The sequence below is a fragment of the Pseudomonas sp. SMN5 genome, from assembly GCF_052041925.1.
Taxonomy (GTDB): domain Bacteria; phylum Pseudomonadota; class Gammaproteobacteria; order Pseudomonadales; family Pseudomonadaceae; genus Aquipseudomonas.
Window position 1 is genome coordinate 41533 of sequence record NZ_JBKGGX010000004.1, and the last position, 21868, is coordinate 63400.

The 21868-nt window shown below is 60.8% G+C and carries 22 protein-coding genes and 1 pseudogene; 9 read left to right on the top strand and 14 right to left on the bottom strand.

Annotation, left to right across the window (positions count from 1 at the left end; genetic code table 11):
• Window positions 1–117 precede the first annotated feature (117 nt).
• From ACLEJR_RS05090 to ACLEJR_RS05115, 6 genes are all read right to left on the bottom strand, one after another.
• On the bottom strand, window positions 118–858 hold the full coding sequence (locus ACLEJR_RS05090; protein ID WP_440796157.1) for a hypothetical protein: 741 nt from the start codon (window positions 856–858) through the stop codon (window positions 118–120).
• Between the two features lie 54 nt (window positions 859–912).
• Window positions 913–1293, bottom strand: a complete 381-nt coding sequence (locus ACLEJR_RS05095; protein WP_440796155.1) for a RidA family protein — start codon at window positions 1291–1293, stop codon at window positions 913–915.
• A gap of 24 nt (window positions 1294–1317) precedes the next feature.
• Entirely contained in the window at window positions 1318–3423 is a 2106-nt protein-coding gene (spoT, locus tag ACLEJR_RS05100) for a bifunctional GTP diphosphokinase/guanosine-3',5'-bis pyrophosphate 3'-pyrophosphohydrolase (RefSeq protein ID WP_440812569.1), read from the bottom strand.
• Between the two features lie 57 nt (window positions 3424–3480).
• Complete coding sequence (gene rpoZ, locus ACLEJR_RS05105; protein WP_003177259.1) at window positions 3481–3744, bottom strand: DNA-directed RNA polymerase subunit omega; 264 nt, start codon at window positions 3742–3744, stop codon at window positions 3481–3483.
• A gap of 167 nt (window positions 3745–3911) precedes the next feature.
• Entirely contained in the window at window positions 3912–4532 is a 621-nt protein-coding gene (gmk, locus tag ACLEJR_RS05110) for a guanylate kinase (RefSeq protein ID WP_440796151.1), read from the bottom strand.
• Between the two features lie 12 nt (window positions 4533–4544).
• Window positions 4545–5408 (bottom strand): YicC/YloC family endoribonuclease, encoded by an 864-nt coding sequence (locus tag ACLEJR_RS05115; RefSeq protein ID WP_440796149.1) that lies wholly within the window; start codon window positions 5406–5408, stop codon window positions 4545–4547.
• A gap of 261 nt (window positions 5409–5669) precedes the next feature.
• Here ACLEJR_RS05115 and rph point away from each other — a divergent pair, with 261 nt between their 5' ends.
• The 3 genes from rph to gltS all read left to right on the top strand — a co-directional run bounded on the left by rph (window position 5670) and on the right by gltS (window position 8490).
• Entirely contained in the window at window positions 5670–6392 is a 723-nt protein-coding gene (rph, locus tag ACLEJR_RS05120) for a ribonuclease PH (protein WP_024780256.1), read from the top strand.
• 27 nt (window positions 6393–6419) lie between these two features.
• Window positions 6420–6788, top strand: a complete 369-nt coding sequence (locus ACLEJR_RS05125) for a DUF4870 domain-containing protein (RefSeq protein WP_245139844.1) — start codon at window positions 6420–6422, stop codon at window positions 6786–6788.
• 496 nt (window positions 6789–7284) lie between these two features.
• The gene (gene gltS, locus ACLEJR_RS05130; protein WP_440812571.1) at window positions 7285–8490 is read left to right on the top strand and encodes a sodium/glutamate symporter; all 1206 of its coding nucleotides are present in this window, start codon (window positions 7285–7287) and stop codon (window positions 8488–8490) included.
• A gap of 105 nt (window positions 8491–8595) precedes the next feature.
• On the opposite strand, the gene ACLEJR_RS05135 is transcribed toward gltS, so the two are convergent.
• Window positions 8596–9375: an exodeoxyribonuclease III gene (locus tag ACLEJR_RS05135; protein WP_440796145.1), complete on the bottom strand. Its 780-nt coding sequence runs from the start codon at window positions 9373–9375 to the stop codon at window positions 8596–8598.
• An 83-nt stretch (window positions 9376–9458) separates the two neighbouring features.
• Between ACLEJR_RS05135 and pyrE the strand changes: the two genes are divergently transcribed.
• Window positions 9459–10103, top strand: coding sequence for an orotate phosphoribosyltransferase (gene pyrE, locus ACLEJR_RS05140; RefSeq protein ID WP_440812572.1), 645 nt, complete (start codon window positions 9459–9461; stop codon window positions 10101–10103).
• Between the two features lie 226 nt (window positions 10104–10329).
• Here the strand turns inward: pyrE and argB are convergent, their stop codons facing one another.
• From argB to coaBC, 4 genes and pseudogenes are all read right to left on the bottom strand, one after another.
• Complete coding sequence (argB, locus tag ACLEJR_RS05145) at window positions 10330–11235, bottom strand: acetylglutamate kinase (protein WP_440796141.1); 906 nt, start codon at window positions 11233–11235, stop codon at window positions 10330–10332.
• 27 nt (window positions 11236–11262) lie between these two features.
• Window positions 11263–12678, bottom strand: a pseudogene (locus ACLEJR_RS05150) (phosphomannomutase/phosphoglucomutase); the annotation flags it as partial.
• Between the two features lie 240 nt (window positions 12679–12918).
• A complete protein-coding gene (dut, locus tag ACLEJR_RS05155; RefSeq protein WP_440796139.1) occupies window positions 12919–13374 on the bottom strand; it encodes a dUTP diphosphatase in 456 nt (151 codons plus the stop codon).
• 5 nt (window positions 13375–13379) lie between these two features.
• Window positions 13380–14588: a bifunctional phosphopantothenoylcysteine decarboxylase/phosphopantothenate--cysteine ligase CoaBC gene (gene coaBC / locus ACLEJR_RS05160; protein WP_245139833.1), complete on the bottom strand. Its 1209-nt coding sequence runs from the start codon at window positions 14586–14588 to the stop codon at window positions 13380–13382.
• Window positions 14589–14734: 146 nt separating this feature from the next.
• Here coaBC and radC point away from each other — a divergent pair, with 146 nt between their 5' ends.
• On the top strand, window positions 14735–15409 hold the full coding sequence (gene radC, locus ACLEJR_RS05165) for a RadC family protein (protein WP_440796136.1): 675 nt from the start codon (window positions 14735–14737) through the stop codon (window positions 15407–15409).
• A 66-nt stretch (window positions 15410–15475) separates the two neighbouring features.
• Here the strand turns inward: radC and ACLEJR_RS05170 are convergent, their stop codons facing one another.
• Window positions 15476–17065, bottom strand: coding sequence for an ABC transporter substrate-binding protein (locus ACLEJR_RS05170; RefSeq protein WP_440796134.1), 1590 nt, complete (start codon window positions 17063–17065; stop codon window positions 15476–15478).
• A 436-nt stretch (window positions 17066–17501) separates the two neighbouring features.
• Between ACLEJR_RS05170 and rpmB the strand changes: the two genes are divergently transcribed.
• Entirely contained in the window at window positions 17502–17735 is a 234-nt protein-coding gene (rpmB, locus tag ACLEJR_RS05175) for a 50S ribosomal protein L28 (RefSeq protein WP_007921114.1), read from the top strand.
• Window positions 17736–17746: 11 nt separating this feature from the next.
• Window positions 17747–17902, top strand: coding sequence for a 50S ribosomal protein L33 (gene rpmG, locus ACLEJR_RS05180; protein ID WP_003177274.1), 156 nt, complete (start codon window positions 17747–17749; stop codon window positions 17900–17902).
• An 81-nt stretch (window positions 17903–17983) separates the two neighbouring features.
• On the opposite strand, the gene ACLEJR_RS05185 is transcribed toward rpmG, so the two are convergent.
• Both ACLEJR_RS05185 and ACLEJR_RS05190 read right to left on the bottom strand, forming a co-directional pair.
• Window positions 17984–18202 (bottom strand): peptidase inhibitor, encoded by a 219-nt coding sequence (locus ACLEJR_RS05185; protein ID WP_440796132.1) that lies wholly within the window; start codon window positions 18200–18202, stop codon window positions 17984–17986.
• Between the two features lie 164 nt (window positions 18203–18366).
• A complete protein-coding gene (locus tag ACLEJR_RS05190) occupies window positions 18367–18729 on the bottom strand; it encodes a cupin domain-containing protein (RefSeq protein WP_440796130.1) in 363 nt (120 codons plus the stop codon).
• A 247-nt stretch (window positions 18730–18976) separates the two neighbouring features.
• Between ACLEJR_RS05190 and ACLEJR_RS05195 the strand changes: the two genes are divergently transcribed.
• Both ACLEJR_RS05195 and ACLEJR_RS05200 read left to right on the top strand, forming a co-directional pair.
• Window positions 18977–20470: an aldehyde dehydrogenase gene (locus ACLEJR_RS05195; protein ID WP_440796128.1), complete on the top strand. Its 1494-nt coding sequence runs from the start codon at window positions 18977–18979 to the stop codon at window positions 20468–20470.
• 154 nt (window positions 20471–20624) lie between these two features.
• A complete protein-coding gene (locus ACLEJR_RS05200) occupies window positions 20625–21767 on the top strand; it encodes an MFS transporter (protein ID WP_440796126.1) in 1143 nt (380 codons plus the stop codon).
• Window positions 21768–21868 lie beyond the last annotated feature (101 nt).

The following is a 21868-nucleotide window of genomic DNA, read 5'->3' on the forward strand; positions in this document are numbered from 1 at the left end:
ACATACCCTTGTGGGAGCGAGCCTGCTCGCGATGAGGCCCTCCATCCAACATCTCCGTTGGCCGGAATGACGCTATCGCGAGCAGGCTCGCTCCCACAGGAGGGATATCTGTTCGGGCTATTGCTTCTCCAACACCCAACGCCGATCACCCGGCGTAAACGATGGCATTTCATCCGCCAGCGCCGCGTTCACTGTCTGGAAGATTTCCAGCGTCTTGCCATTGCGGGCGAAGATCCAGGCATTGCCCTGGCCGTTCTGTTGTAGCCAGATGTTGTCGTTACCGCCGCTCATGGAGGCGCAATCGCCGGCCAGGCACAGTGCGTAACGGTCGGCGCCGGGCAGGCCGCTGACCTGGCCGTCGGGCTGGAACTGCACGCTGGCGCCTTGGCCGGGGCCGTTGACGATGTTCCAGGTGCCACCCAGGTAGGCGGCATACAGCGCCCGCTCGAAGCTGGCGCCGATGGGCGCGCCTTCTGGAACCTGGACCTGCGCCCGATCGAACAATTGCTGCGGTTCGTTTTCAGTGGCGGCCTGGCTCAACTGATCACCGTCACGCTTCAGCTCACTGGCGGAGCTGCCGTAGAACTCGACCTTCCACGCCCCGTCTTCTTCACCCAGCAACTTGCCTTCGACATTTTCAAACCCGTTGGTGTAGCGCGCCTGGCCGGCACGGGTGTTGATGTCCCACTCCAGGTTCGGGCCGTAGGCTTGCAGCGCTTCGCGAAGAGGGCCGCCCTTGGCGGCAGCGTCGATGGCCGCCTGGTTGATCCAGGTGCCGCTGATGTCACGATCGGCCGGGTCGCTGGCGCAACCGCTCAGAAAAAGGGCAAGCAGCGAGAGAGCAAGCGCTTTGCGCATGGCGGAATCCTTTCAAAACGAAAACGGCGCAGCGGGAAGGCTGCGCCGGGCGTGTTACTCGATGACCAGGATGGCATCCATTTCGACCTGCGCACCCTTGGGCAGGGCCGCCACGCCGATGGCCGCGCGGGCCGGGTACGGCTGTTCGAAATATTTACCCATGATCTCGTTGACCTTGGCGAAGTGGCTCAGGTCGGTAAGGAAGATGTTCAGCTTGACGATGTCCTTGAACGAACCGCCAGCGGCTTCGGCCACGGCCTTGAGGTTCTCGAACACCTGCACGGTCTGGGCTTCGAAGCCTTCGACCAGCTCCATGGTTTTCGGGTCCAGCGGGATCTGGCCCGACATGTACACGGTGTTGCCCGCCTTGATCGCCTGGGAATAGGTGCCGATGGCAGCCGGGGCCTTGTCGCTGTTGATGACGGTTCTGGTCATGTATGACTCCTTGTTGTGGAAGGGCTACGCGCGCATGCGGGTGATGCGGATGACGCCGGTCAGGGCGCGCAGTTTCTTGATCACGCGGGCCAGGTGCACGCGGTCGTGCACGCTGACCACCAGTTGGACGACGCTGATGCGGCCATCGCGTTCGTCCATGCTGATTTTCTCGATATTGCCGTCGGCGGCGTTCACGCTGCTGGCCAGCAGCGCGATCAGGCCGCGCTGGTGCTCCAGCTCGACCCGCAGCTCGACATTGAATTCGCCGGTGACATCCTTGGCCCAGGACAGCTGGATGCATTTTTCCGGGTTGTGGCGGATTTCGCTGATGTTGCGGCAGTTTTCCAGGTGCACCACCATGCCCTTGCCAGCGGAGAGGTGACCGACAATCGGGTCGCCCGGAATCGGCGTGCAACACTTGGCGTAGCTGAGCACCAGGCCCTCGGTGCCACGGATTGCCAGCGGCCCTTCGGGGCTTGGCAGCTGTTCGCCTTCACCAAGCAGGCGACGGGCGACGACGTAGGCCATGCGATTGCCCAGGCCGATGTCTTCGAGCAGGTCCTCGACCAGTTCGAGGCGGTATTCATGGAGCATCGCCTGCACGCGCTCGGGCGGGATCTTGTCCAGCGAGCTGTCGAAACCGTTCAGCACTTTGTTCAGCAGGCGTTCGCCCAGACTGATGGATTCGGACCGGCGTTGCAGTTTCAGGGCGTGGCGAATGTGCGTGCGCGCCTTGCCGGTGACCACGAAGTTGAGCCAGGCCGGATTCGGTCGTGCGCCGGGTGCGCTGACGATTTCCACCGTGGAACCGCTTTGCAGTGGCTCGGACAACGGTGCCAGGCGCCGGTTGATCCGGCAGGCGATGCAGCTGTTGCCGACGTCGGTGTGGACCGCGTAGGCGAAGTCCACCGCCGTGGAGCCTTTGGGCAGCTCCATGATCCGGCCCTTGGGCGTGAAGACATAGACCTCGTCCGGGAACAGGTCGATTTTCACGCTTTCGATGAATTCCAGGGAGTTGCCGGCGCGTTGCTGCATTTCCAGCACACCCTTGACCCACTGTCGGGCCCGGGCATGAGTGCTCTTGGGTTGTTCGTCGCCGCTGGATTTGTAGAGCCAGTGGGCGGCGATGCCGTTGTTGGCCATCTCTTCCATTTCGCGGGTGCGGATCTGGATCTCGATCGGTACGCCGTGCATGCCGAACAGCGTGGTGTGCAGCGACTGGTAGCCGTTGGCCTTGGGGATCGCGATGTAGTCCTTGAAGCGGCCCGGCAACGGTTTGTACAAATTATGCACGGCGCCCAGCACGCGGTAGCAGGTATCGACCTTGTCGACGATGATACGGAACGCGTAGACGTCCATGATCTCGTTGAAGGCCCGACGCTTGCCGCGCATTTTCTTGTAGATGCCGTAGAGGTGCTTCTGCCGGCCGCTGACCTCGCCTTCGATGCCGTCGATAGCCAGGCAGTGGCTCAGCGACTCTTCGATCTTGTTGACGATTTCCTTGCGGTTGCCCCGGGCGCGCTTGACAGCCTGGTTGATGCGCGCCGACCGCATCGGGTGCATGGCCTTGAAGCCGAGGTCTTCGAACTCGATGCGGATCGCATGCATGCCCAGGCGGTTGGCGATGGGCGCGTAGATTTCCAGGGTTTCCTTGGCGATGCGCCGGCGTTTTTCGCCGGACAGCACTTCCAGGGTGCGCATGTTATGCAGGCGGTCGGCGAGCTTGACCAGGATCACCCGGATGTCGCGCGCCATGGCCATTGCCATTTTCTGGAAGTTTTCGGCCTGGGCCTCGGCCTTGGTCTCGAAGTTCATCTGGGTCAGTTTGCTGACCCCGTCGACCAGTTCGGCCACGGTTTCGCCGAACTGCGCTTGCAGTGCTTCCTTGGCGATGCCGGTGTCTTCGATCACGTCATGGAGCATGGCCGCCATCAGGCTCTGATGGTCCATGTGCATGTCGGCAAGAATGTTCGCCACCGCAAGCGGGTGCGTGACGTACGCCTCGCCGCTGCGGCGGCGTTGGCCGTCGTGGGCTTGTTCGGCGTAGAAATATGCTCGGCGGACCAGATTGACCTGGTCCGTGCCGAGGTAGGCCGATAAGCGATCGGCGAGGGCGTCTATGCTCGGCATGATGACTCCTGCCGTCTGCTGTGACCCCGCGCCGTGCTACGTCGACCAGGCATAGGCTTAGACCGCCTCGTTGGACTCGTCCTCGAACGCTGCGAACAGCGGTTCGTCCTCGACGATTTCAGCGTTGGCGATGAACTCGTAGCTCATCAGGCCCTCGGCGATTTCACGCAGCGCTACTACGGTAGGCTTGTCGTTTTCCCACTGGACCAATGGCTCTTTGCCGCCGGTGGCCAGTTGACGGGCACGCTTGGTAGAGAGCATGACCAGCTCAAAGCGGTTTTCCACGTGTTCTAGGCAGTCTTCAACGGTTACGCGGGCCATGGTATTCCTCGGAGCGAATGCAATATGCGCGCTGCCCGGTTGGGCGAGCGGACTCGACAGTTTAAAAAAACACCAGCGTTTAGGGAAGCGCTGATTTTTTGAGCAAGCCCCTCGGCGCGCTGCGAGTACCAATGTAAAGCCGTCGCAACGGTTTTGGGAAGGGCTGTTCAGCCCAGCAGTTCGGCCAATAATTTACCGAAACGTTGCTGCTGGCGTTTCTGTTGCAGCTGGTTGGCGCGGAAAATCGCCTTGAGGTCGTCCAGCGCATGGGCGAAATCGTCGTTGATGATCAGGTAATCGTAGTCCACGTAGTGGCTCATTTCGCTGACCGCTTCGCGCATCCGGCCGTCGATGATCTCGTCGCTGTCCTGGCCACGGTTGGTCAGGCGCTGGCGCAGGGCCTGCTGGCTCGGTGGCAGGATAAAGATCGAGCGGGCCTGGGGCATCAGCTTGCGCACCTGCTCGGCGCCTTGCCAGTCGATTTCCAGGATCAGGTCGTGGCCTTCGTCCAGGGTCTGCTGCAGGTAGCTTTGCGAGGTGCCGTACAGGTTGCCGAAGACTTCGGCGCGCTCCAGGAAGTCGCCGTGTTCGGCCATCTTCACGAACTCTTCGCGGTCGACGAAGTGGTAGTTCACGCCGTCCACTTCACCGGGACGCATGGCGCGGGTGGTGTGCGAGACCGAGACGCGAATCTGCGGCTCGGCGTCGATCAGGGCCTTGACCAGGCTGGTCTTGCCGGCGCCCGAGGGCGCGGAAATGATGTAGAGAGTGCCGGTGCTGTGGGTCATGTCGGGTTAGCCTTACTCAATGTTCTGCACTTGTTCGCGCATCTGCTCGATCAACACCTTGAGGTTGACCGCCGCCTGGGTGCTGCGCGGGTCGAAGGCCTTGGAGCCCAGTGTGTTGGCTTCGCGGTTGAGCTCCTGCATCAGGAAGTCGAGGCGGCGACCGGCCGCACCGCCGGACTTGAGCACCCGGCGAACTTCGATGATGTGGGTGCTCAGGCGATCCAGCTCTTCAGCCACGTCGCTTTTTTGCGCGAGCATGACCATTTCCTGTTCCAGGCGCTGCGGGTCCAGCTCGGCCTTCATGTCGGCAAAGCGGTCGAGGACTTTCTGGCGCTGGGTGGCAAGCATCTGCGGGACCAGTTCGCGCAGGGTGGCGACGTCCTCTTCGATGGAGGTCAGACGTTCGTTGATCAACCGGGCCAGTTCCGCGCCTTCACGCTCACGCCCGGCCTTGAGCTCCTTCAGGCCTTGGTTGAACAGCGCCAGGGCCTCGGCGTTCAGCGCCTGCGGGTCGCTCGCGTCACCCACCAGCACGCCGGGCCAGGCCAGCACTTCCAGCGGATTCAGGGCGGCGGGATTGTTGATCAGGCTGGCAACGGTTTCGGCGGCGGCAACCAGTTGCGCGGCCCGTTCTCGATCCACCTGCAAGGTTTTACCGGTGCTTTCTTCGGTAAAGCGCAGGGTGCATTCCAGTTTGCCCCTGGACAGGCCCTGGCGCAGCGCTTCGCGTACGCCGCCTTCCAGGTCGCGAAAGGACTCCGGCAGGCGCAGGTGCGGCTCCAGGTAGCGGCTGTTGACCGAGCGCAGTTCCCAGCTCAGCGTGCCCTGGGGCCCGGCCTTCTCGACGCGGGCGAAGGCAGTCATGCTGTGCACCATGGAGGTTCCTCGCAATGCAGGCCTGTCACGACCTGGTATCTGTGAATAAAAGCCCAAGGGCCGCAAAGGCGCAGGATTGTAGCGCAGTGAACCCCATGCTCCCAAACCGTGCATGCGACAAAGCGCTACAGCCCGTCGGCCGGGCCGTTGCGCGGCCCGGAGCGCCGCGGTTTTTTGAACTGCGCGACGTTTAAACTGCCTTATGGCGGTTCACGGCTTTATAATGCCGGCAGTTTTCCGTCCTCAGTACAGGTGTTCCCTATGAAACGTCCAAGTGGTCGCGCTGCCGATCAGCTCCGCTCGATCCGCATTACCCGCAACTACACCAAACACGCCGAGGGATCTGTACTGGTCGAATTCGGTGATACCAAGGTCATCTGCACCGTCAGCGTCGAAAACGGCGTGCCGCGGTTCCTCAAGGGCCAGGGCCAGGGTTGGTTGACGGCCGAGTACGGCATGCTGCCGCGGGCCACCGGCGAGCGGAACCAGCGTGAAGCCAGCCGTGGCAAGCAGGGCGGTCGCACCCTGGAAATTCAGCGCCTGATCGGTCGCTCGCTGCGTGCGGCACTGGACATGTCCAAGCTGGGCGATGTGACCCTTTACGTCGATTGCGACGTGATCCAGGCCGATGGCGGTACCCGCACCGCGTCTATCACTGGTGCCATGGTCGCGCTGGTCGACGCCTTGAAAGTGATCAAGAAGCGTGGCGGCCTCAAGGGTGGCGATCCGCTCAAGCAGATGATCGGTGCAGTCTCCGTGGGCATGTACCAGGGCGAGCCAGTGCTGGACCTGGACTATCTGGAAGACTCCGCGGCCGAGACCGACCTGAACGTGGTCATGACCAGCGCCGGCGGCTTCATCGAAGTACAGGGCACCGCCGAGGGCGCGCCGTTCCAGCCGGAAGAATTGAACGCTATGCTGGAATTGGCGAAGAAAGGCATGAGCGAGATCTTCGAACTGCAAAAGGCCGCATTGGCTGACTGATCGATTATTCCGGACAAGGAGAATGTCATGAGTGATGAACAAATCCTGCTGCCCCAGCCGAGCAAAGAGGCGCGTCAATGGGCGATGTTTTGTCACCTGTCCGCCTTGCTGGGGATCTGGATTCCGTTCGGTACGCTGATCGGGCCACTGGTGCTCTGGCAGCTCAAGCGTGAGTCCGATCCGTTTATCGATGCCCAGGGCAAGGAAGCCCTGAACTTTCAGATTACTGTGGCGATTGCTTCGGCGATCAGTCTGTTGCTGATGGTCGTGGTGATTGGCTTCTTTCTGTTCGGGTTGATTGCGATCGGTGCGTTGGTCTTGACCATCATTGGCGGGGTCAAGGCCAATGAGGGGCAGGCGTATCGGTACCCGTTTACCTGGCGGCTGGTCAAGTAACGGACCTGTGGGAGCGTGCTTGCTCCCACATTCGTTTTCTCTCGAAAAAAATTGTACCTACCGAAGATCACATGTGGGAGCGAACCCGTTCGCGATAGGAATCTATCTACAAACAGGCGCTCCTACGTTTTTGGTTATTTTTGACTGGGCGGCATTCTGGCTCTCCGAAAGTTATTGGAAAACGGATATTCACACCAACTAAATCAGAATTGTCCGACTTGTAAATCGTACCCATATATGCAAGTCACCTAATTGTTAAAACCATCTTACATTTTCAGTCACAACTAAAAGCACCTGTCCCTATTTATGTCCTTGGCAATAACCTTTATCGATTGCTAAGGTTCCCCACAGTCTTGTTCACCAAGAAATCTATCGACGTATCCCGGCCATTGAAGGCCCTCGGATCTCGAGCGCAATTCGCGTTAAATCAATCTATTCAAGAGACGGGCCCAGGTAAACAGGTTCCCTCTGAATATTCAGCTCAAGAATAAACTCAATGGTTCAACTCGATTTCTATGGAACACTGGTTGCCGCCTCTCTAGTACTTCTGCTGGGTCGCGGACTCGTCGCACGTGTCGGTTTTTTGCGTGCCTATAATATTCCCGAGCCTGTCGCGGGCGGTCTCGTAGTTGCTCTGGTGCTCTTGATACTGCGGTTTCTTGATATTGAAGTACGGTTCGATACTTCATTGCAGACGCCTTTGATGTTGGCTTTCTTTGCCACCATCGGGTTGAGCGCAGACTTCGCCAGCCTGAGAAAAGGCGGGCGTGTCGTGGGGATCTTCCTGTTGGCAGTGACCGGGCTTCTGGTGGTCCAGAACGCATTGGGCATCGGGCTCGCCACGACGTTGGGGCTCGACCCGCTGATGGGTTTGCTGACGGGGTCGATCACCTTGGCGGGTGGGCACGGGACCGGTGCTGCCTGGGGAACGATGTTCAGCGAGAAGTTCGGGTTGGCCTCTGCCTCGGAGCTGGCGATGGCCTCAGCGACGTTCGGCCTGGTACTGGGCGGCCTGATTGGCGGACCCGTCGCCCGGGTGTTGATCAAGCGTGCCCCGAAACCCCGCCCTGAGCCTGAGAAACCCTGGCTACCGAAGGGCTTTGAGCAACCGAACAAGGAGCGCTCGATCACCCCGTTTTCGTTCATCGAGACCCTGGCGCTGATCGCGGTCAGCCTGCTGGCAGGCACTTTGCTCAATGGCTGGCTTCATGACACTGCATTCGAGCTGCCGACCTTCGTCTGTGTCTTGTTCGTCGGCGTCGTGTTGCGCAACGGCCTGTCCGCGCTTGGTGTATATCAGGTGTTCGAGCGGGAGGTGTCGGTGCTGGGAAATGTCAGCTTGTCGTTGTTCCTGGCGATTGCACTGATGTCGCTCAAACTCTGGGACCTGGCGGCGCTGGCGTTGCCGATATTCATCATCCTTGCCGCCCAGGCGCTGGTCATGGCGTTGTTCGCGATTTTCGTGACATTCAGAATGATGGGGCGCAACTACGATGCCGCGGTACTGGCGGCTGGGCACTGTGGTTTCGGCCTGGGTGCCACTCCGACGGCCATTGCCAATATGCAAGCGGTGACCCAGCGCTACGGCGCTTCGCAGATTGCGTTCCTGGTGGTGCCGATGGTGGGAGCGTTTTTCATCGACATCATTAATGTCATCGTGATCAAGTTGTACTTGGCGCTGCCAATGTTTGCCACTGGCTGAAGCCCGAATGATATCGGCCAAAAAAATGCCCGTATCTTGCGATACGGGCATTTTCTTTAGCCGGTCGACTGCCTCGGACTGATTGAGGCCACTGGAAGGCGGCACTCAGATGGTCAGTGTCCAGTCGTAATCCACGATCAGCGGCGCATGCTGCGAGAACCGTGGCTGACGGGGCAGGCGAGCGCTGCGTACGAAGCGCCGCAGGCCTGGCGTCAGCAGTTGGTAGTCGAAACGCCAGCCGAGGTTGAGCATCTCGGCCTGTTCGTTATCCGGCCACCAGCTGTACAGGTCGCCCTCACGGCTGACCTCGCGCAGGGCATCGACATAGCCCATGTTGCCAATGATCTCGTCCATCCATGCCCGTTCCGGCGGCAGGAAGCCCGGGGATTGTTGGCTGTCGCGCCAGTTCTTGATATCCAGCTTCTGTTGCGCCACGTACAGCGAGCCACAGTAAATGTACTCGCGACGTTTGCGCCGCTGTTTATCCAGGTAACGGGCGAAATCGTCCATCAACTTGAATTTCTGATTCAAATCTTCATCGCCGTTCTGCCCCGAAGGAAGCAGTAAGGTCGCGATGCTGACCTTGTCGAAATCGGCTTGCAGGTAGCGCCCGTAGCGGTCCGCCGTCTCGAAACCGAGACCGTTGATGACAGCCTTCGGTTGCAGCCGCGAATACAGAGCCACGCCACCCTGGGCGGGAACTTCGGCATCGCAGGCATAAAGGAAGTAACCATCCAGTTGGAAGGCTGCATCGTCCAGTTCAAAGGCGGAGGCGCGGGTGTCCTGCAGGCAGATGACGTCGGCATTCTGTGCTTGCAGCCAACTGAGCAAACCCCGCTCCACTGCAGCCTGAATACCATTGACGTTCACACTGATGATCCGCATAAATGGCCCCAAAAATCACGTGCGTGTATGATACACGGCGTGTACCTATTTAGCTAAATCCGCGGTATTTGAGGCTTTTTTTCATGCAGGCGTATCAGCGCGATTTCATTCGTTTTGCCATCGATCGCGGCGTTCTGCGCTTCGGTGAGTTCACCCTCAAGTCCGGGCGCACCAGCCCGTACTTCTTCAATGCCGGCCTGTTCAACAGCGGTTCGGCCCTGGCCCAGCTGGGTCGTTTCTATGCGGCGGCCATCGTTGAGAGCGGCATCCCGTTCGACGTGCTGTTCGGCCCGGCCTACAAAGGCATCCCCCTGGCCGCAGCCACTGCCGTTGCCCTGGCCGAACACCACGGCCGTGACCTGCCCTGGTGTTTCAACCGCAAGGAAGCCAAGGCCCATGGCGAAGGCGGGAGTCTGGTAGGCGCGCCGCTCACCGGTGAAGTGTTGATCATCGACGACGTGATCACTGCCGGCACTGCCATTCGTGAAGTGATGCAGATCATCGGCTCCCAGGACGGCGCCAAGGCCGCCGGCGTGCTGATTGCCTTGAATCGCCAGGAGCGCGGCAACGGCGAGTTGTCGGCGATTCAGGAAGTGGAGCGTGATTTCGGCATCCCGGTCATCAGCATTGTCTCGCTGAACCAGGTGCTGGAGTTCTTGGCCGATGATCCACAGCTCAAGCAGCATTTGCCGGCGGTCGAGGCTTATCGGGCGCAGTTCGGCGTCTGAAAAACGCTTCACCTGTGGTGAGAAAGTTTTTGTGGCGAGGGAGCTTGCTCCCGCTGGGGCGCGCAGCGGCCCTCGCTTTTCTTGGGGCCGCTTCGCAGCCCAGCGGGAGCAAGCTCCCTCGCCACAAAAATCCGGCTCCCGCCACAGGCGCTTCCAGCCTATAAGGCGTGATACAAAAAAAGACCCCGCCCAACCAGGTTGAGCGGGGTCTTTTTTTGGGTGTCGTTTAAGACCGCTTGCGATTACTGATCAAAGTACCCACACCGGTATCGGTGAAGATCTCCAGCAGGATCGCATTGGGCACTCGACCATCGATGATCAGCGAGCTGCCTACACCGCCCTGTACCGCTTCCAGTGCACAGCGGATCTTGGGCAGCATGCCGCCATAGATGGTGCCGTCCGCGATCAGGTCATCGACCTGTTGGGTCGACAGGCCGGTCAGGACCTTGCCCGACTTGTCCATCAAGCCGGCAATGTTGGTCAGCAGCATCAGTTTTTCAGCTTTCAGTGCTTCGGCCACCTTACCGGCGACCAGGTCGGCATTGATATTGTAAGACTCGCCGTTGGCACCCACGCCGATAGGTGCGATCACCGGGATGAAGTCGCCCTGGACCAGCAGGTTCAGCAGGTCGGTGTTGATGCCGACCACTTCGCCTACCTGGCCGATGTCGATGATTTCCGGCTGGGTCATTTCCGGCGTCTGGCGGGTGACGGTGAGTTTTTTCGCCCGGATCAGCTCGGCATCTTTACCGGTCAGGCCGATGGCGCTGCCGCCATGGCGGTTGATCAGGTTGACGATGTCCTTGTTGACCTGACCGCCCAAGACCATTTCCACCACATCCATGGTCTGCGCGTCGGTGACGCGCATGCCATCGATGAAGTGGCTTTCGATCGACAGACGCTTGAGCAGGTCACCGATCTGCGGGCCGCCACCGTGGACCACCACCGGGTTGATGCCCACGGCCTTCATCAGCACGATGTCGCGGGCGAAGCCGGTTTTCAGCTCCTCGCTTTCCATTGCGTTGCCGCCGTATTTGATCACCAGGGTCTTGCCGACGTAGCGTCGGATATAAGGCAACGCTTCGGACAGGACCTTGGCGGTATGGGCGGCGGCTTCGCGTTCGAGGGTCATTCAGGGCTCCGGTGATGCTTCAATGAATCAAAACGGTAGTTGGAGATCGGGTGCAACACGTTTGAGTTGGGCGTGGAACACATCCTTGATGCGCTGCAGTTCCGCTTCGTTGTCGGCCTCGAAACGCAGCACCAGCACCGGCGTGGTGTTGGATGCGCGAACCAGGCCCCAGCCTTGGGGATAGTCGACCCGTACACCGTCGATGGTGGTCAGTTCGGCGCCTTCGCCCCATTGAGCGTCGTGCAGTGCATCAATGATGCTGAATTTGCTCTCTTCGGTCACATGGATATTGATTTCCGGCGTAGAAATATCGTTCGGGAAGGTCGCGAACAGCTCTTCAGCGGTGGATTTTTCCTTGCTGAGGATTTCCAGCAGGCGCGCCGCGCTGTAGATGCCATCGTCGAAACCGAACCAGCGCTCCTTGAAGAAGATGTGGCCACTCATTTCGCCGGCCAGCAGCGCGCCGCTTTGTTTCATTTTCTTCTTGATCAACGAATGGCCGGTTTTCCACATCAGCGGGCGACCGCCGTATTCCTTGATCAGCGGGACCAGGCGGCGGGTGCACTTCACGTCGAAGATGATTTCTGCATCGGGGTTGCGCGCCACCACATCCTTGGCGAACAGCATCAACAAGCGGTCCGGGAACACGACGCTGCCGGTATTGGTTACCACGCCCACGCGGTCGCCGTCGCCGTCGAAGGCCAGGCCCACGTCAGCGTTGGTTTCCTTGACCTTGGCGATCAGGTCTTGCAGGTTTTCCAGCTTGCCCGGGTCCGGGTGGTGGTTGGGGAAGTTGCCATCCACGTCGCAGAACAGCGGGATCACTTCGCAATTGAGCGCTTCGATCAGTTGTGGCGCGATCACCCCGGCTGCGCCGTTGCCGCAGTCGACCACGACTTTCAGGCGGCGGGCGAGCTTCACGTCCTTGACGATTTCGTCACTGTAGCGGTCGAGGATGTCGACCTTGGTGATGCTGCCCTCGCCGCTGCTCAGGTCATTGGTCTTGAGGCGCGTGTGCAACGCCTGGATCTGCTCGTTGGCCAGGGTGTCACCGGCGATGACGATCTTGAAGCCGTTGTAGTTCGACGGGTTGTGGCTGCCGGTAAGCATCACGCCGGATTTGCCGGCCAGTACGTTGGCGGCGTAGTACAACGCCGGGGTCGGGACCAGGCCAACGTCGCTGACGTGGCAACCGCTGTCGGCAATGCCCTTGATCAGTTGCTCGACCAGTTCAGGACCGGACAAGCGGCCATCGCGGCCAACGGACACATTCGGCTCGCCCTGGGCCAGGCTTTGTGAGCCAATGGCGCGGCCGATCCAGTAGGCGGTTTCGCCGGTGAGGGTTTCCGGTACCACGCCACGGATGTCGTAGGCGCGGAAGATGCTGTCAGGGAAGATCGGGGCGATTGCGGCTGGGGTGTTCATGGGCGGGCGCTCTATCAGGAAAGTGACTGGACAGGCCGACAACGGGCGTCGGCAGGCTCAAGCTGAAGGGTATGACGGCGTTTTTGACAGAGAGTTCGTGGTGGGAAAATGCCATGAGACAGCGTTACCCCGGCCTCGCTCGCCTAATACCTTGATTCCGGATGGGAAACCTAGCAGAAAGCCATTGCGCATTTTGTAGCCCTGAAACAGAAGCTTAATAGTTGGGCCGGGCAGGACCCCCGGCCTGAGTCGTTTGGATCAGTGGGTCCCGGAATGTCCGAAACCGCCTGCGCCGCGCTGGCTCTCGTCGAATTCCTGCACCAGCTCGAAATGCGCCTGGACCACCGGTACCAGCACCAACTGGGCAATGCGCTCGCCCACGGCGATGTTGAATGCGGTTTGCCCACGGTTCCAGCACGACACCATCAGTTCGCCCTGGTAATCGGAGTCGATCAGCCCCACCAGGTTACCCAGCACGATACCGTGCTTATGTCCCAGGCCCGAGCGCGGCAGAATCAGCGCGGCCAGGCCCGGATCACCGATATACACCGACAGGCCGGTGGGGATCAGCAGGGTCTGGCCCGGTTCCAGGAGGGTGTCTTGCTTGAGCATTGCCCGCAGGTCGAGGCCGGCAGAGCCTGGCGTGGCGTACTGCGGCAGCGGGAATTCGCTGCCGAGGCGGGGATCGAGAATCTTGGCTTGTAGAGCGTGCATGAAAATTAAACCTGGTTCAGCCGTTCGGCGATGAAAGTGATCAGTTGGCGGGCGATCTTGCCCTTGCTGGTCTGGGCGAAAAGGGTGGCGTGCAACTGGCGGTCGATCACGCTGCAGGCGTTCTCTTCACTGTTGAAGCCGATGCTCGGGTTGGCGACGTCGTTGGCCACGATCAGGTCCAGGTTCTTGTCCTGGAGCTTGCGCGCGGCGTAGTCGAGCAGGTTTTCGGTTTCGGCGGCGAAGCCGACACTGAAGGGGCGGTCGGGGCGGGTGGCGATGGTGGCAAGGATGTCAGGGTTGCGCACCATTTGTAATAGCAGGCCGTCGCCGCTCGTAGGGTCTTTCTTCAATTTTTGCGGGGCAACGACCTCGGGACGGTAGTCCGCCACCGCCGCCGAGGCGATGAACAAGTCGCAGGGGATCGCGGCTTCGCACGCTGCGAGCATGTCCCGGGCGCTGACCACATCGATTCGGGTGACTCGATCCGGTGTTGGCAGGTGCACGGGTCCTGTGATCAGCGTGACCCGGGCGCCGGCTTCAACGGCGGCTTCGGCCAGGGCGAAGCCCATTTTTCCGGAGCTGTGGTTGGTGATGTAGCGCACCGGGTCGATGTTTTCCTGGGTCGGGCCGGCGGTGATCAGCACGTGCTTGCCGGTCAGGGCCTGGCGCTGGAAGCAGTCGGCGGCGCACTGGGCCAGGTCGTTGGCTTCGAGCATGCGGCCCATGCCCACATCGCCGCAGGCCTGGCTGCCGGAGGCGGGACCGAAGACTTTCAGGTCGCGGCTTTCGAGCAACTGGAGATTGGCCTGGGTGGCCGGATCGCGCCACATGGCCTGGTTCATGGCCGGAGCGACAGCGACCACCGCGTCGGTGGCGAGCACCAGGGTGGTCAGCAAGTCGTCGGCGATGCCTTGGGCCAGGCGGGCGATCAAATCGGCGGTGGCCGGTGCGATCAAGACCAGGTCGGCCCACTTGGCCAGCTCGATATGGCCCATGGCGGCTTCCGCCGCAGGGTCGAGCAGGTCCAGGTGGACCGGGTGGCCGGAGAGCGCCTGCATGGTCAGCGGGGTGATGAACTCACTGCCGCCGCGGGTCATGACAACCCGCACTTCCGCGCCCTGGTCGATAAGCCGGCGAACCAGCTCGGCGCTCTTGTAGGCGGCGATGCCGCCGCCGACGCCCAGAACGATGCGTTTCCGATACAGCCGCTGCATAGGCCTGCCTTTCGATTTCAGTGGTCAGTGCGAGGCAAACCCCGTGGCAACAGCGGGCCAGGAGGCAAATCGCCTGCAAAAAAGATGGGCTACGATATCACAGCGACCGCTATGGAACAGCGGCGCGCCACTGACCAGGAGGTCCTATGAGTATTCGTGATTGGCCGGCGGCCGAGCGCCCGCGGGAGAAGTTATTGGAATTGGGTTCGGCGAGCCTTTCGGATGCCGAACTGTTGGCGATCTTCCTGCGTACCGGTGTGTCCGGCAAAAGCGCGGTAGACCTGGCGCGACACCTATTGCATCAATTCGGTTGCCTGCGGGGTCTGCTGGAAGCCGATTTACGTACCTTCAGCGCGCAACTGGGGCTGGGCCCGGCGAAATTTGCCCAGTTGCAAGCGGTCCTGGAAATGGGGCGCCGGCACTTGGCCGAGGACTTGCGGCGAGAGTCGGTGCTGGAGAGCCCGCTGGTGGTGCGTGATTATCTCAAGGCCATGTTGCGCCACGAACCCCATGAAGTGTTCGGCTGCCTGTTCCTCGATTCCCGGCACCGGGTGCTGGCCTACGAAGCGCTGTTTCGCGGTTCCATCGACAGCGCCAGTGTCTATCCACGGCAAGTGGTCAAGCGCGCCCTGGCCCACAACGCCGCTGCGCTGATCCTCTGTCACAACCATCCTTCCGGCAACACCGAGCCCAGCCAGGCAGACCGGGTGCTCACCGAGCGGCTGCAAGAGGCGTTGGAGCTGATTGACGTGCGGGTGCTCGACCACTTCATTGTCGGCGACGGGGAGCCGTTGTCGATGGCGGAGTATGGCTGGATGTGAAGCGGCTGCAAGCTTCAAGCTTCAAGCGGCAAGCTAGAGACCTGTGAGTCGCTTGCAGCTTATAGCTTACGGCTTGAAGCTGATTTTCGAATAATCCTGGCGACCAAACGGGCTTACCGAATAACCCTGGACGTCCTTGCGCGTGAGGGCGAAGGCGGTCGGGTGGGCCAGCGGTAGCCACAAGGCCTGCTGCTGGATCTGTGCCTGGGCCTGTTCGTAGAGCTTGGCGCGCACGCCTTGCTCGCCGGTGGTCTTGCCGGCGCTGATCAGCTTGTCCAGGTCCGGGTTGCAGTAACGAGCAAAGTTGGTCCCGGACTTGACCGCCGCGCAGGAAAACTGCGGCGTGAGGAAGTTGTCCGGGTCGCCGTTGTCGCCGGCCCAGCCCATGAAGAGCAGGTCATGCTCGCCGGCCTTGGCGCGGCGGATCAGTTCGCCCCATTCGATCACCCGAATCTCTGCCTGGATGCCGATTTCCGCCAGGTCCGATTGCAACAGCTGCGCGCCCAGGCTCGGGTTGGGGTTCAGCAGGCTGCCGGAAGGACGGGTCCAGATGGTGGTCTGGAAACCTTCCTTCAAACCGGCCTTGGCCAGCAGTTCGCGGGCTTTGGCCGGGTCGTGGGCGTAGCCTGGCAGGTTCTTGGCGTAGCTCCAGGTGTTCGGCGGGTAGGGGCCTTTAGCCGCTTCGGCGGTGCCTTCGAAGACTGTCTTGAGGTAGCTTGCCTTGTCGAAGGCCAGATTGATGGCTTGTCGCACCTCGGGCTTGTCCAACGGGGGATGTTGGCTATTGATCGCGACGAACGCGGTCATGAAAGCGTCGGTCTGGGCGACGTTGAGCGTAGGCTCCTGTCGAGCGGCCTGCACATCCAGTGGCTTGGGCGACAGGGCGATCTGGCATTCATTACGCCGTAGTTTCTGCAAGCGCACATTGGCGTCGGGGGTGATGGCGAAGATCAGCGGGTCCACCTGGGGCTTGCCACCAAAATAAGCATCGTTGGCCTTGTAGCGGATCGAGGCGTCTTTCTGGAACCGACTGAAGATGAACGGGCCGGTGCCGATCGGCTGGCTGTTGAGTTTCTCCGGCGTGCCGGCTTTCAGTAGCAGATCGGCGTACTCGGCTGAATAGATCGAGGCGAACCCCATGCTCAAGGTCGCCAGGAAGGTCGAGTCGGCGTGGTCGAGGGTGAAGCGCACGGTCAGCGGGTCCAGGGCGTCGATCTTCTTGATCAGCGACGGCAGCTGCATGGATTGCGCGTGGGGGAAGCCGCTCTGGGCGACTTGATGCCAAGGGTTTGCCGGGTCGAGCATGCGTTCGAAGCTGAACTTCACGTCCTCGGCGGTCAGGTCGCGGCGAGGCGTGAAATACTCGGTGCGGTGAAACTTGACCTGCGGATGCAGTTTGAACACGTAGGTCAGGCCATCGGTCGAGACTTCCCAGTGCTCGGCCAGGCTCGGGACGACTTTACCGCTGGCGGTGTCGAAGTCCACCAGGCGATTCATCAGCACATCGGCAGAAGCGTTGGTGGTCGTCAGCGAATTGTACTGGACCACATCGAACCCTTCCGGGCTGGCCTCGGTACACACACTCAGGGCGGCTGCCTGGGCCAACGGGCTGATCAGCAGAGGGGCGAGCAACAATGGTAGGGCAGCGAGGCGCATGAGCAGTTTCCTTGTGCAAGTCGAAGGCCCATCTGCTAGTGCAGTCTGGAAAAGGCCTACCCTAGTGGGCTCGCTGGCAAATGACTATCCCCTTTTTGCATTTTCCGGCACCCTGCGCCGGGCATGGGCGGCTCCAACCCGCCGCGAGGCTGTAAAAACATTTTGCAGCGACGAGCGGTCACGGGCTGCGCCAGCCTTGGCCCCAGCCGCCCGGTGCGGTTGAGCGGTGGTTTTCCAGAAAGACAAATCACATCGGCTGTTGTTGCGCTGTGGTCTTTCTGGTATAAAGCAGCGCTCTTTTCTAGGGGCCCGGTTCCTTCACTGTAGGTGTAGCCGGTAAGACCCTTAAAGAAACGCGGCGCCTGGCGCCAAATGACTGAGAGATTAAGCGGCCAACCCATGCCGGGTTGGGCATGTGGTTTTAGAGGGCTGAGGCATGTCTAGAGTCTGTCAAGTTACCGGTAAGGGTCCGGTGACTGGGAATAACATTTCCCACGCAAACAACAAAACCCGTCGTCGTTTCCTGCCGAACCTGCAGCATCACCGCTTCTGGGTTGAGTCCGAGAAACGTTTTGTACGTCTGCGCGTATCTGCCAAGGGCATGCGTATCATCGACAAGCGCGGCATTGATGTCGTGCTGGCCGAACTTCGCCGCGATGGCAAGGTTTAAGGGAGCTAATCATGCGTGAATTGATTCGTTTGATCTCGAGCGCCGGTACTGGTCACTTCTACACTACCGACAAGAACAAGCGTACTACCCCGGACAAAATCGAGATCAAGAAATATGATCCGGTTGTTCGCAAGCACGTGATCTACAAGGAAGGCAAAATCAAGTAATTGATTTTCCTTCTTGAGAAAAAGGCCCGTATCGCGAGATACGGGCCTTTTTTGTTGCCGCTTGGTTGGTGACGGCGTGGATCAGCCGCAGCTCACGCCGATGATGATTCGGTCGGCGTTGGTTTGCAGGTTGATGCGTCGGGGGCGCAGATCCCAGCTTGAAGGGTATTTGGGGCCTGTAGCTCGGACGGGCGCTCCATTGGCCAAGGCGCGAACCTCTTCGAGCAACTCAGGGGTGCATTTCTGGCCGATGGTGTACTGGGCGATGGCGAGATCGCATTGATCGGGTAACACGGGCATATTGCCTCCTTGCATTAATCAGGTTAGGGCGCTCACTTGGCGGCCTGGCCGCACATCCTGTGCGAACCCGGTGCGACGATAGAATTCGTGGCGCCGCAGGCAGTCTCGTTGGTCTGACGGGCCATTGACCAGCGAAAGAGTGTCAACTTCCTTTTCGGAGGGATTCAAGCCTTCTGTTCGAACACCACATAAATCTTGCGGCACGGCTCCAGCACTTCCCACGTGCCCTTGAAGCCCGCCGGGATCACGAAGCGGTCGCCGGCCCGCAGCGTCTTGGCATTGCCGTCGTTGTCCCGCAACACCGAAACACCCTGAACGATTTCGCAGTATTCATGCTCGGTGTAATTGACTGTCCACTGGCCGACTGCACCTTCCCATACCCCGGCATTCATTTGGCCGCACGGGCTGTTGTAATGGTTGAACACGGCCTGTTCGGGGTCGCCCTTGAGTACCTTGGCCGGATCCGGGCGATAGCGGTCGGCGGCAGTAATGGCCTGGCTGAAATCGACAATGTCCTGGATGCTCATGCGGTAATCCCCGGTAATGACGGCGCGAATGGCTGGAAGAGCCAGAGTCTATGTTTATTAAAACGAACATCGCAAGGCTGTTTGCCAGGCATATGTCAAATATATTGAAACATGACCTGCCGCTGGTTTAGGGTGGCGGGTGCCTGTGGCTTTAAACAGTGCCTGATCCAGGCAGGCCGGGCAGATTTCTCAAAGCGCTACGCACCGGGTGCGTGGCGTTCTTACTCAATAAGAGGAGGACACACGCATGACCACCCTGACTCGTGCCGACTGGGAGCAACGCGCCCGCGACCTGAAGATCGAAGGCCGCGCCTTCATCAACGGTGAATACACCGATGCGGTGTCCGGCGAAACCTTCGATTGCGTAAGCCCGGTCGACGGTCGCCTGCTGGGCAGGATCGCCAGTTGCGACGTTGCCGATGCCCAACGTGCCGTCGAGAATGCCCGCGCCACCTTCAATTCCGGCGTCTGGTCACGCCTGGCGCCCAGCAAGCGCAAAGCCACCATGATTCGTTTCGCCGGCCTGCTCAAGCAGCACGCCGAAGAACTGGCCCTGCTCGAAACCCTGGACATGGGCAAGCCGATCAGCGACTCGCTGAATATTGACGTCCCCGGCGCGGCCCAGGCATTGAGCTGGAGCGGCGAGGCCATCGACAAGATTTATGACGAAGTGGCGGCCACTCCCCACGATCAGCTGGGCCTGGTGACTCGTGAGCCAGTGGGTGTGGTAGGCGCGATCGTGCCGTGGAATTTCCCGTTGATGATGGCGTGCTGGAAGCTCGGCCCGGCGCTGTCCACCGGTAACTCGGTGGTGCTCAAGCCGTCGGAAAAATCCCCGCTGACCGCCATCCGTATCGCTGCCCTGGCCATCGAGGCCGGCATCCCGAAAGGCGTCCTCAATGTGCTGCCCGGCTACGGGCATACCGTCGGCAAGGCCCTGGGCCTGCACATGGACGTGGATACACTGGTGTTCACCGGTTCGACCAAGATCGCCAAGCAACTGATGGTGTACTCCGGCGAGTCGAACATGAAACGCGTCTGGCTGGAAGCGGGCGGCAAGAGCCCGAACATTGTGTTCGCCGACGCGCCGGACCTGCAGGCTGCCGCCGAATCGGCCGCCAGCGCCATCGCCTTCAACCAAGGCGAGGTGTGCACGGCCGGTTCGCGCCTGTTGGTGGAACGCTCGATCAAGGACACTTTCCTGCCGCTGGTAGTTGAAGCCCTCAAGGGCTGGAAGCCGGGTAACCCGCTGGACCCGGCGACCAACGTCGGCGCCCTGGTGGACACGCAGCAGATGAATACCGTGCTCTCGTACATCGAGGCCGGTCACAGCGACGGCGCCAAGTTGGTGGTAGGCGGCCAGCGGATCCTCGAGGAAACCGGCGGCACTTATGTCGAGCCGACGATCTTCGACGGCGTGAGCAACGCCATGAAGATCGCCCAGGAAGAGATTTTCGGCCCGGTGTTGTCGGTGATCGCCTTCGACACCGCCGAAGAGGCCATCCAGATTGCCAACGACACGCCCTACGGCCTGGCCGCCGCGGTATGGACCCGGGACATTTCCAAGGCCCACCTCACCGCCAAGGCCTTGCGCGCGGGCAGCGTATGGGTCAACCAATACGACGGTGGCGACATGACCGCGCCGTTCGGTGGCTTCAAGCAATCGGGCAACGGCCGCGACAAGTCGCTGCACGCGTTCGACAAGTACACCGAACTGAAAGCGACCTGGATCAAGCTGTAAAAACCGAGCCGGTTATTGCCCTTGTGGGAGCGAGCCTGCTCGCGATAGCGGTATGACAGTCGACACCTGTGTTGAATGTTGCCCCGCCATCGCGAGCAGGCTCGCTCCCACATTGCTTTGAGTGATGCCGTCACTGTCCACAGGAGCGTGGAAAATGCGTTGGGCGACCTATTTTGCCGTGCTGGCATCGGTCTTGAGTGTCGGCCTGGCCCTGGGCGTGAGCATGCCGTTGGTGTCGCTGCGGCTTGAAGGTTGGGGCTATGGATCGTTCGCTATCGGCGTGATGGCGGCCATGCCTGCCGTGGGCGTGTTGCTGGGGGCCAAGGTGTCGAGCCGGCTGGCGGCGCGGTTCGGCACGGCGGCGTTGATGCGCCTGTGCCTGTGGGGCGGCGCGCTGTCTATAGCGTTGCTGGCGCTGTTGCCCAGTTATCCGGTGTGGCTGTTGCTGCGCCTGGTGATTGGCGTGGTCCTGACTCTGGTGTTCATCCTCGGCGAGAGCTGGATCAACCAGCTGGTTATCGAACAATGGCGCGGGCGGTTGGTCGCTCTGTATGGCAGCAGCTACGCCCTGAGCCAGTTGTCCGGCCCCTTGTTGCTGGGTGCGCTGGGAACTGATCACGACTACGGCTTCTGGGTAGGCGTCGGTCTGTTGCTGGTCGCGCCATTGCTGTTGCTGGGTCGTAGCGGCGCACCGAGCAGTGAAGCCGGCAGCGTGACCCTCGGTGATCTGTGGGCCTTTTGCCGAGGCCTGCCGGCTATCGCCTGGGCGGTCTCATTGTTCGCTGCGTTCGAGGCGATGATCCTGACCTTGCTGCCGGTTTATTGCCTGCGCCAGGGTTTCAGCGCCGATGTTGCGCTGGTGATGGTCAGTACCGTGGTGGTCGGTGACGCCTTGTTGCAATTGCCCATCGGTGCTTTGGCCGATTACCTGTCCCGCCGGGCCCTGTTCGGCGGGTGCGCGGTGGCGCTGACACTGTCGAGCCTGGCCGTTCCGCTGTTGATCGACACCTGGTTGATCTGGCCGTTGTGGGTGTTGTTCGGCGCCAGTGCTGGAGGGTTGTTTACCCTGTCGTTGATTCTGATCGGCGAGCGCTACCGCGACGATGCGCTGGTGCGGGCCAACGCTCACATCGCGCAATTGTGGGGAATCGGTTGCCTGATCGGTCCATTGGCGGCGGGTGCGGGCAGCCAGTGGATCAGCGGGCATGCGCTGCCGCTGTTCATGGCGGTGGGGGCGTTCGGTCTGGTGCTGCTGCTTTTGCGACAAGGGGCGTTTGGGGCGACTCAGCCTGCTTGATCACCGAAATCCTGTGGCGAGGGAGCTTGCTCCCGCTGGGCTGCGAAGCGGCCCCAAAAAGCTCGGGACCGCTGCGCGCTCCAGCGGGAGCAAGCTCCCTC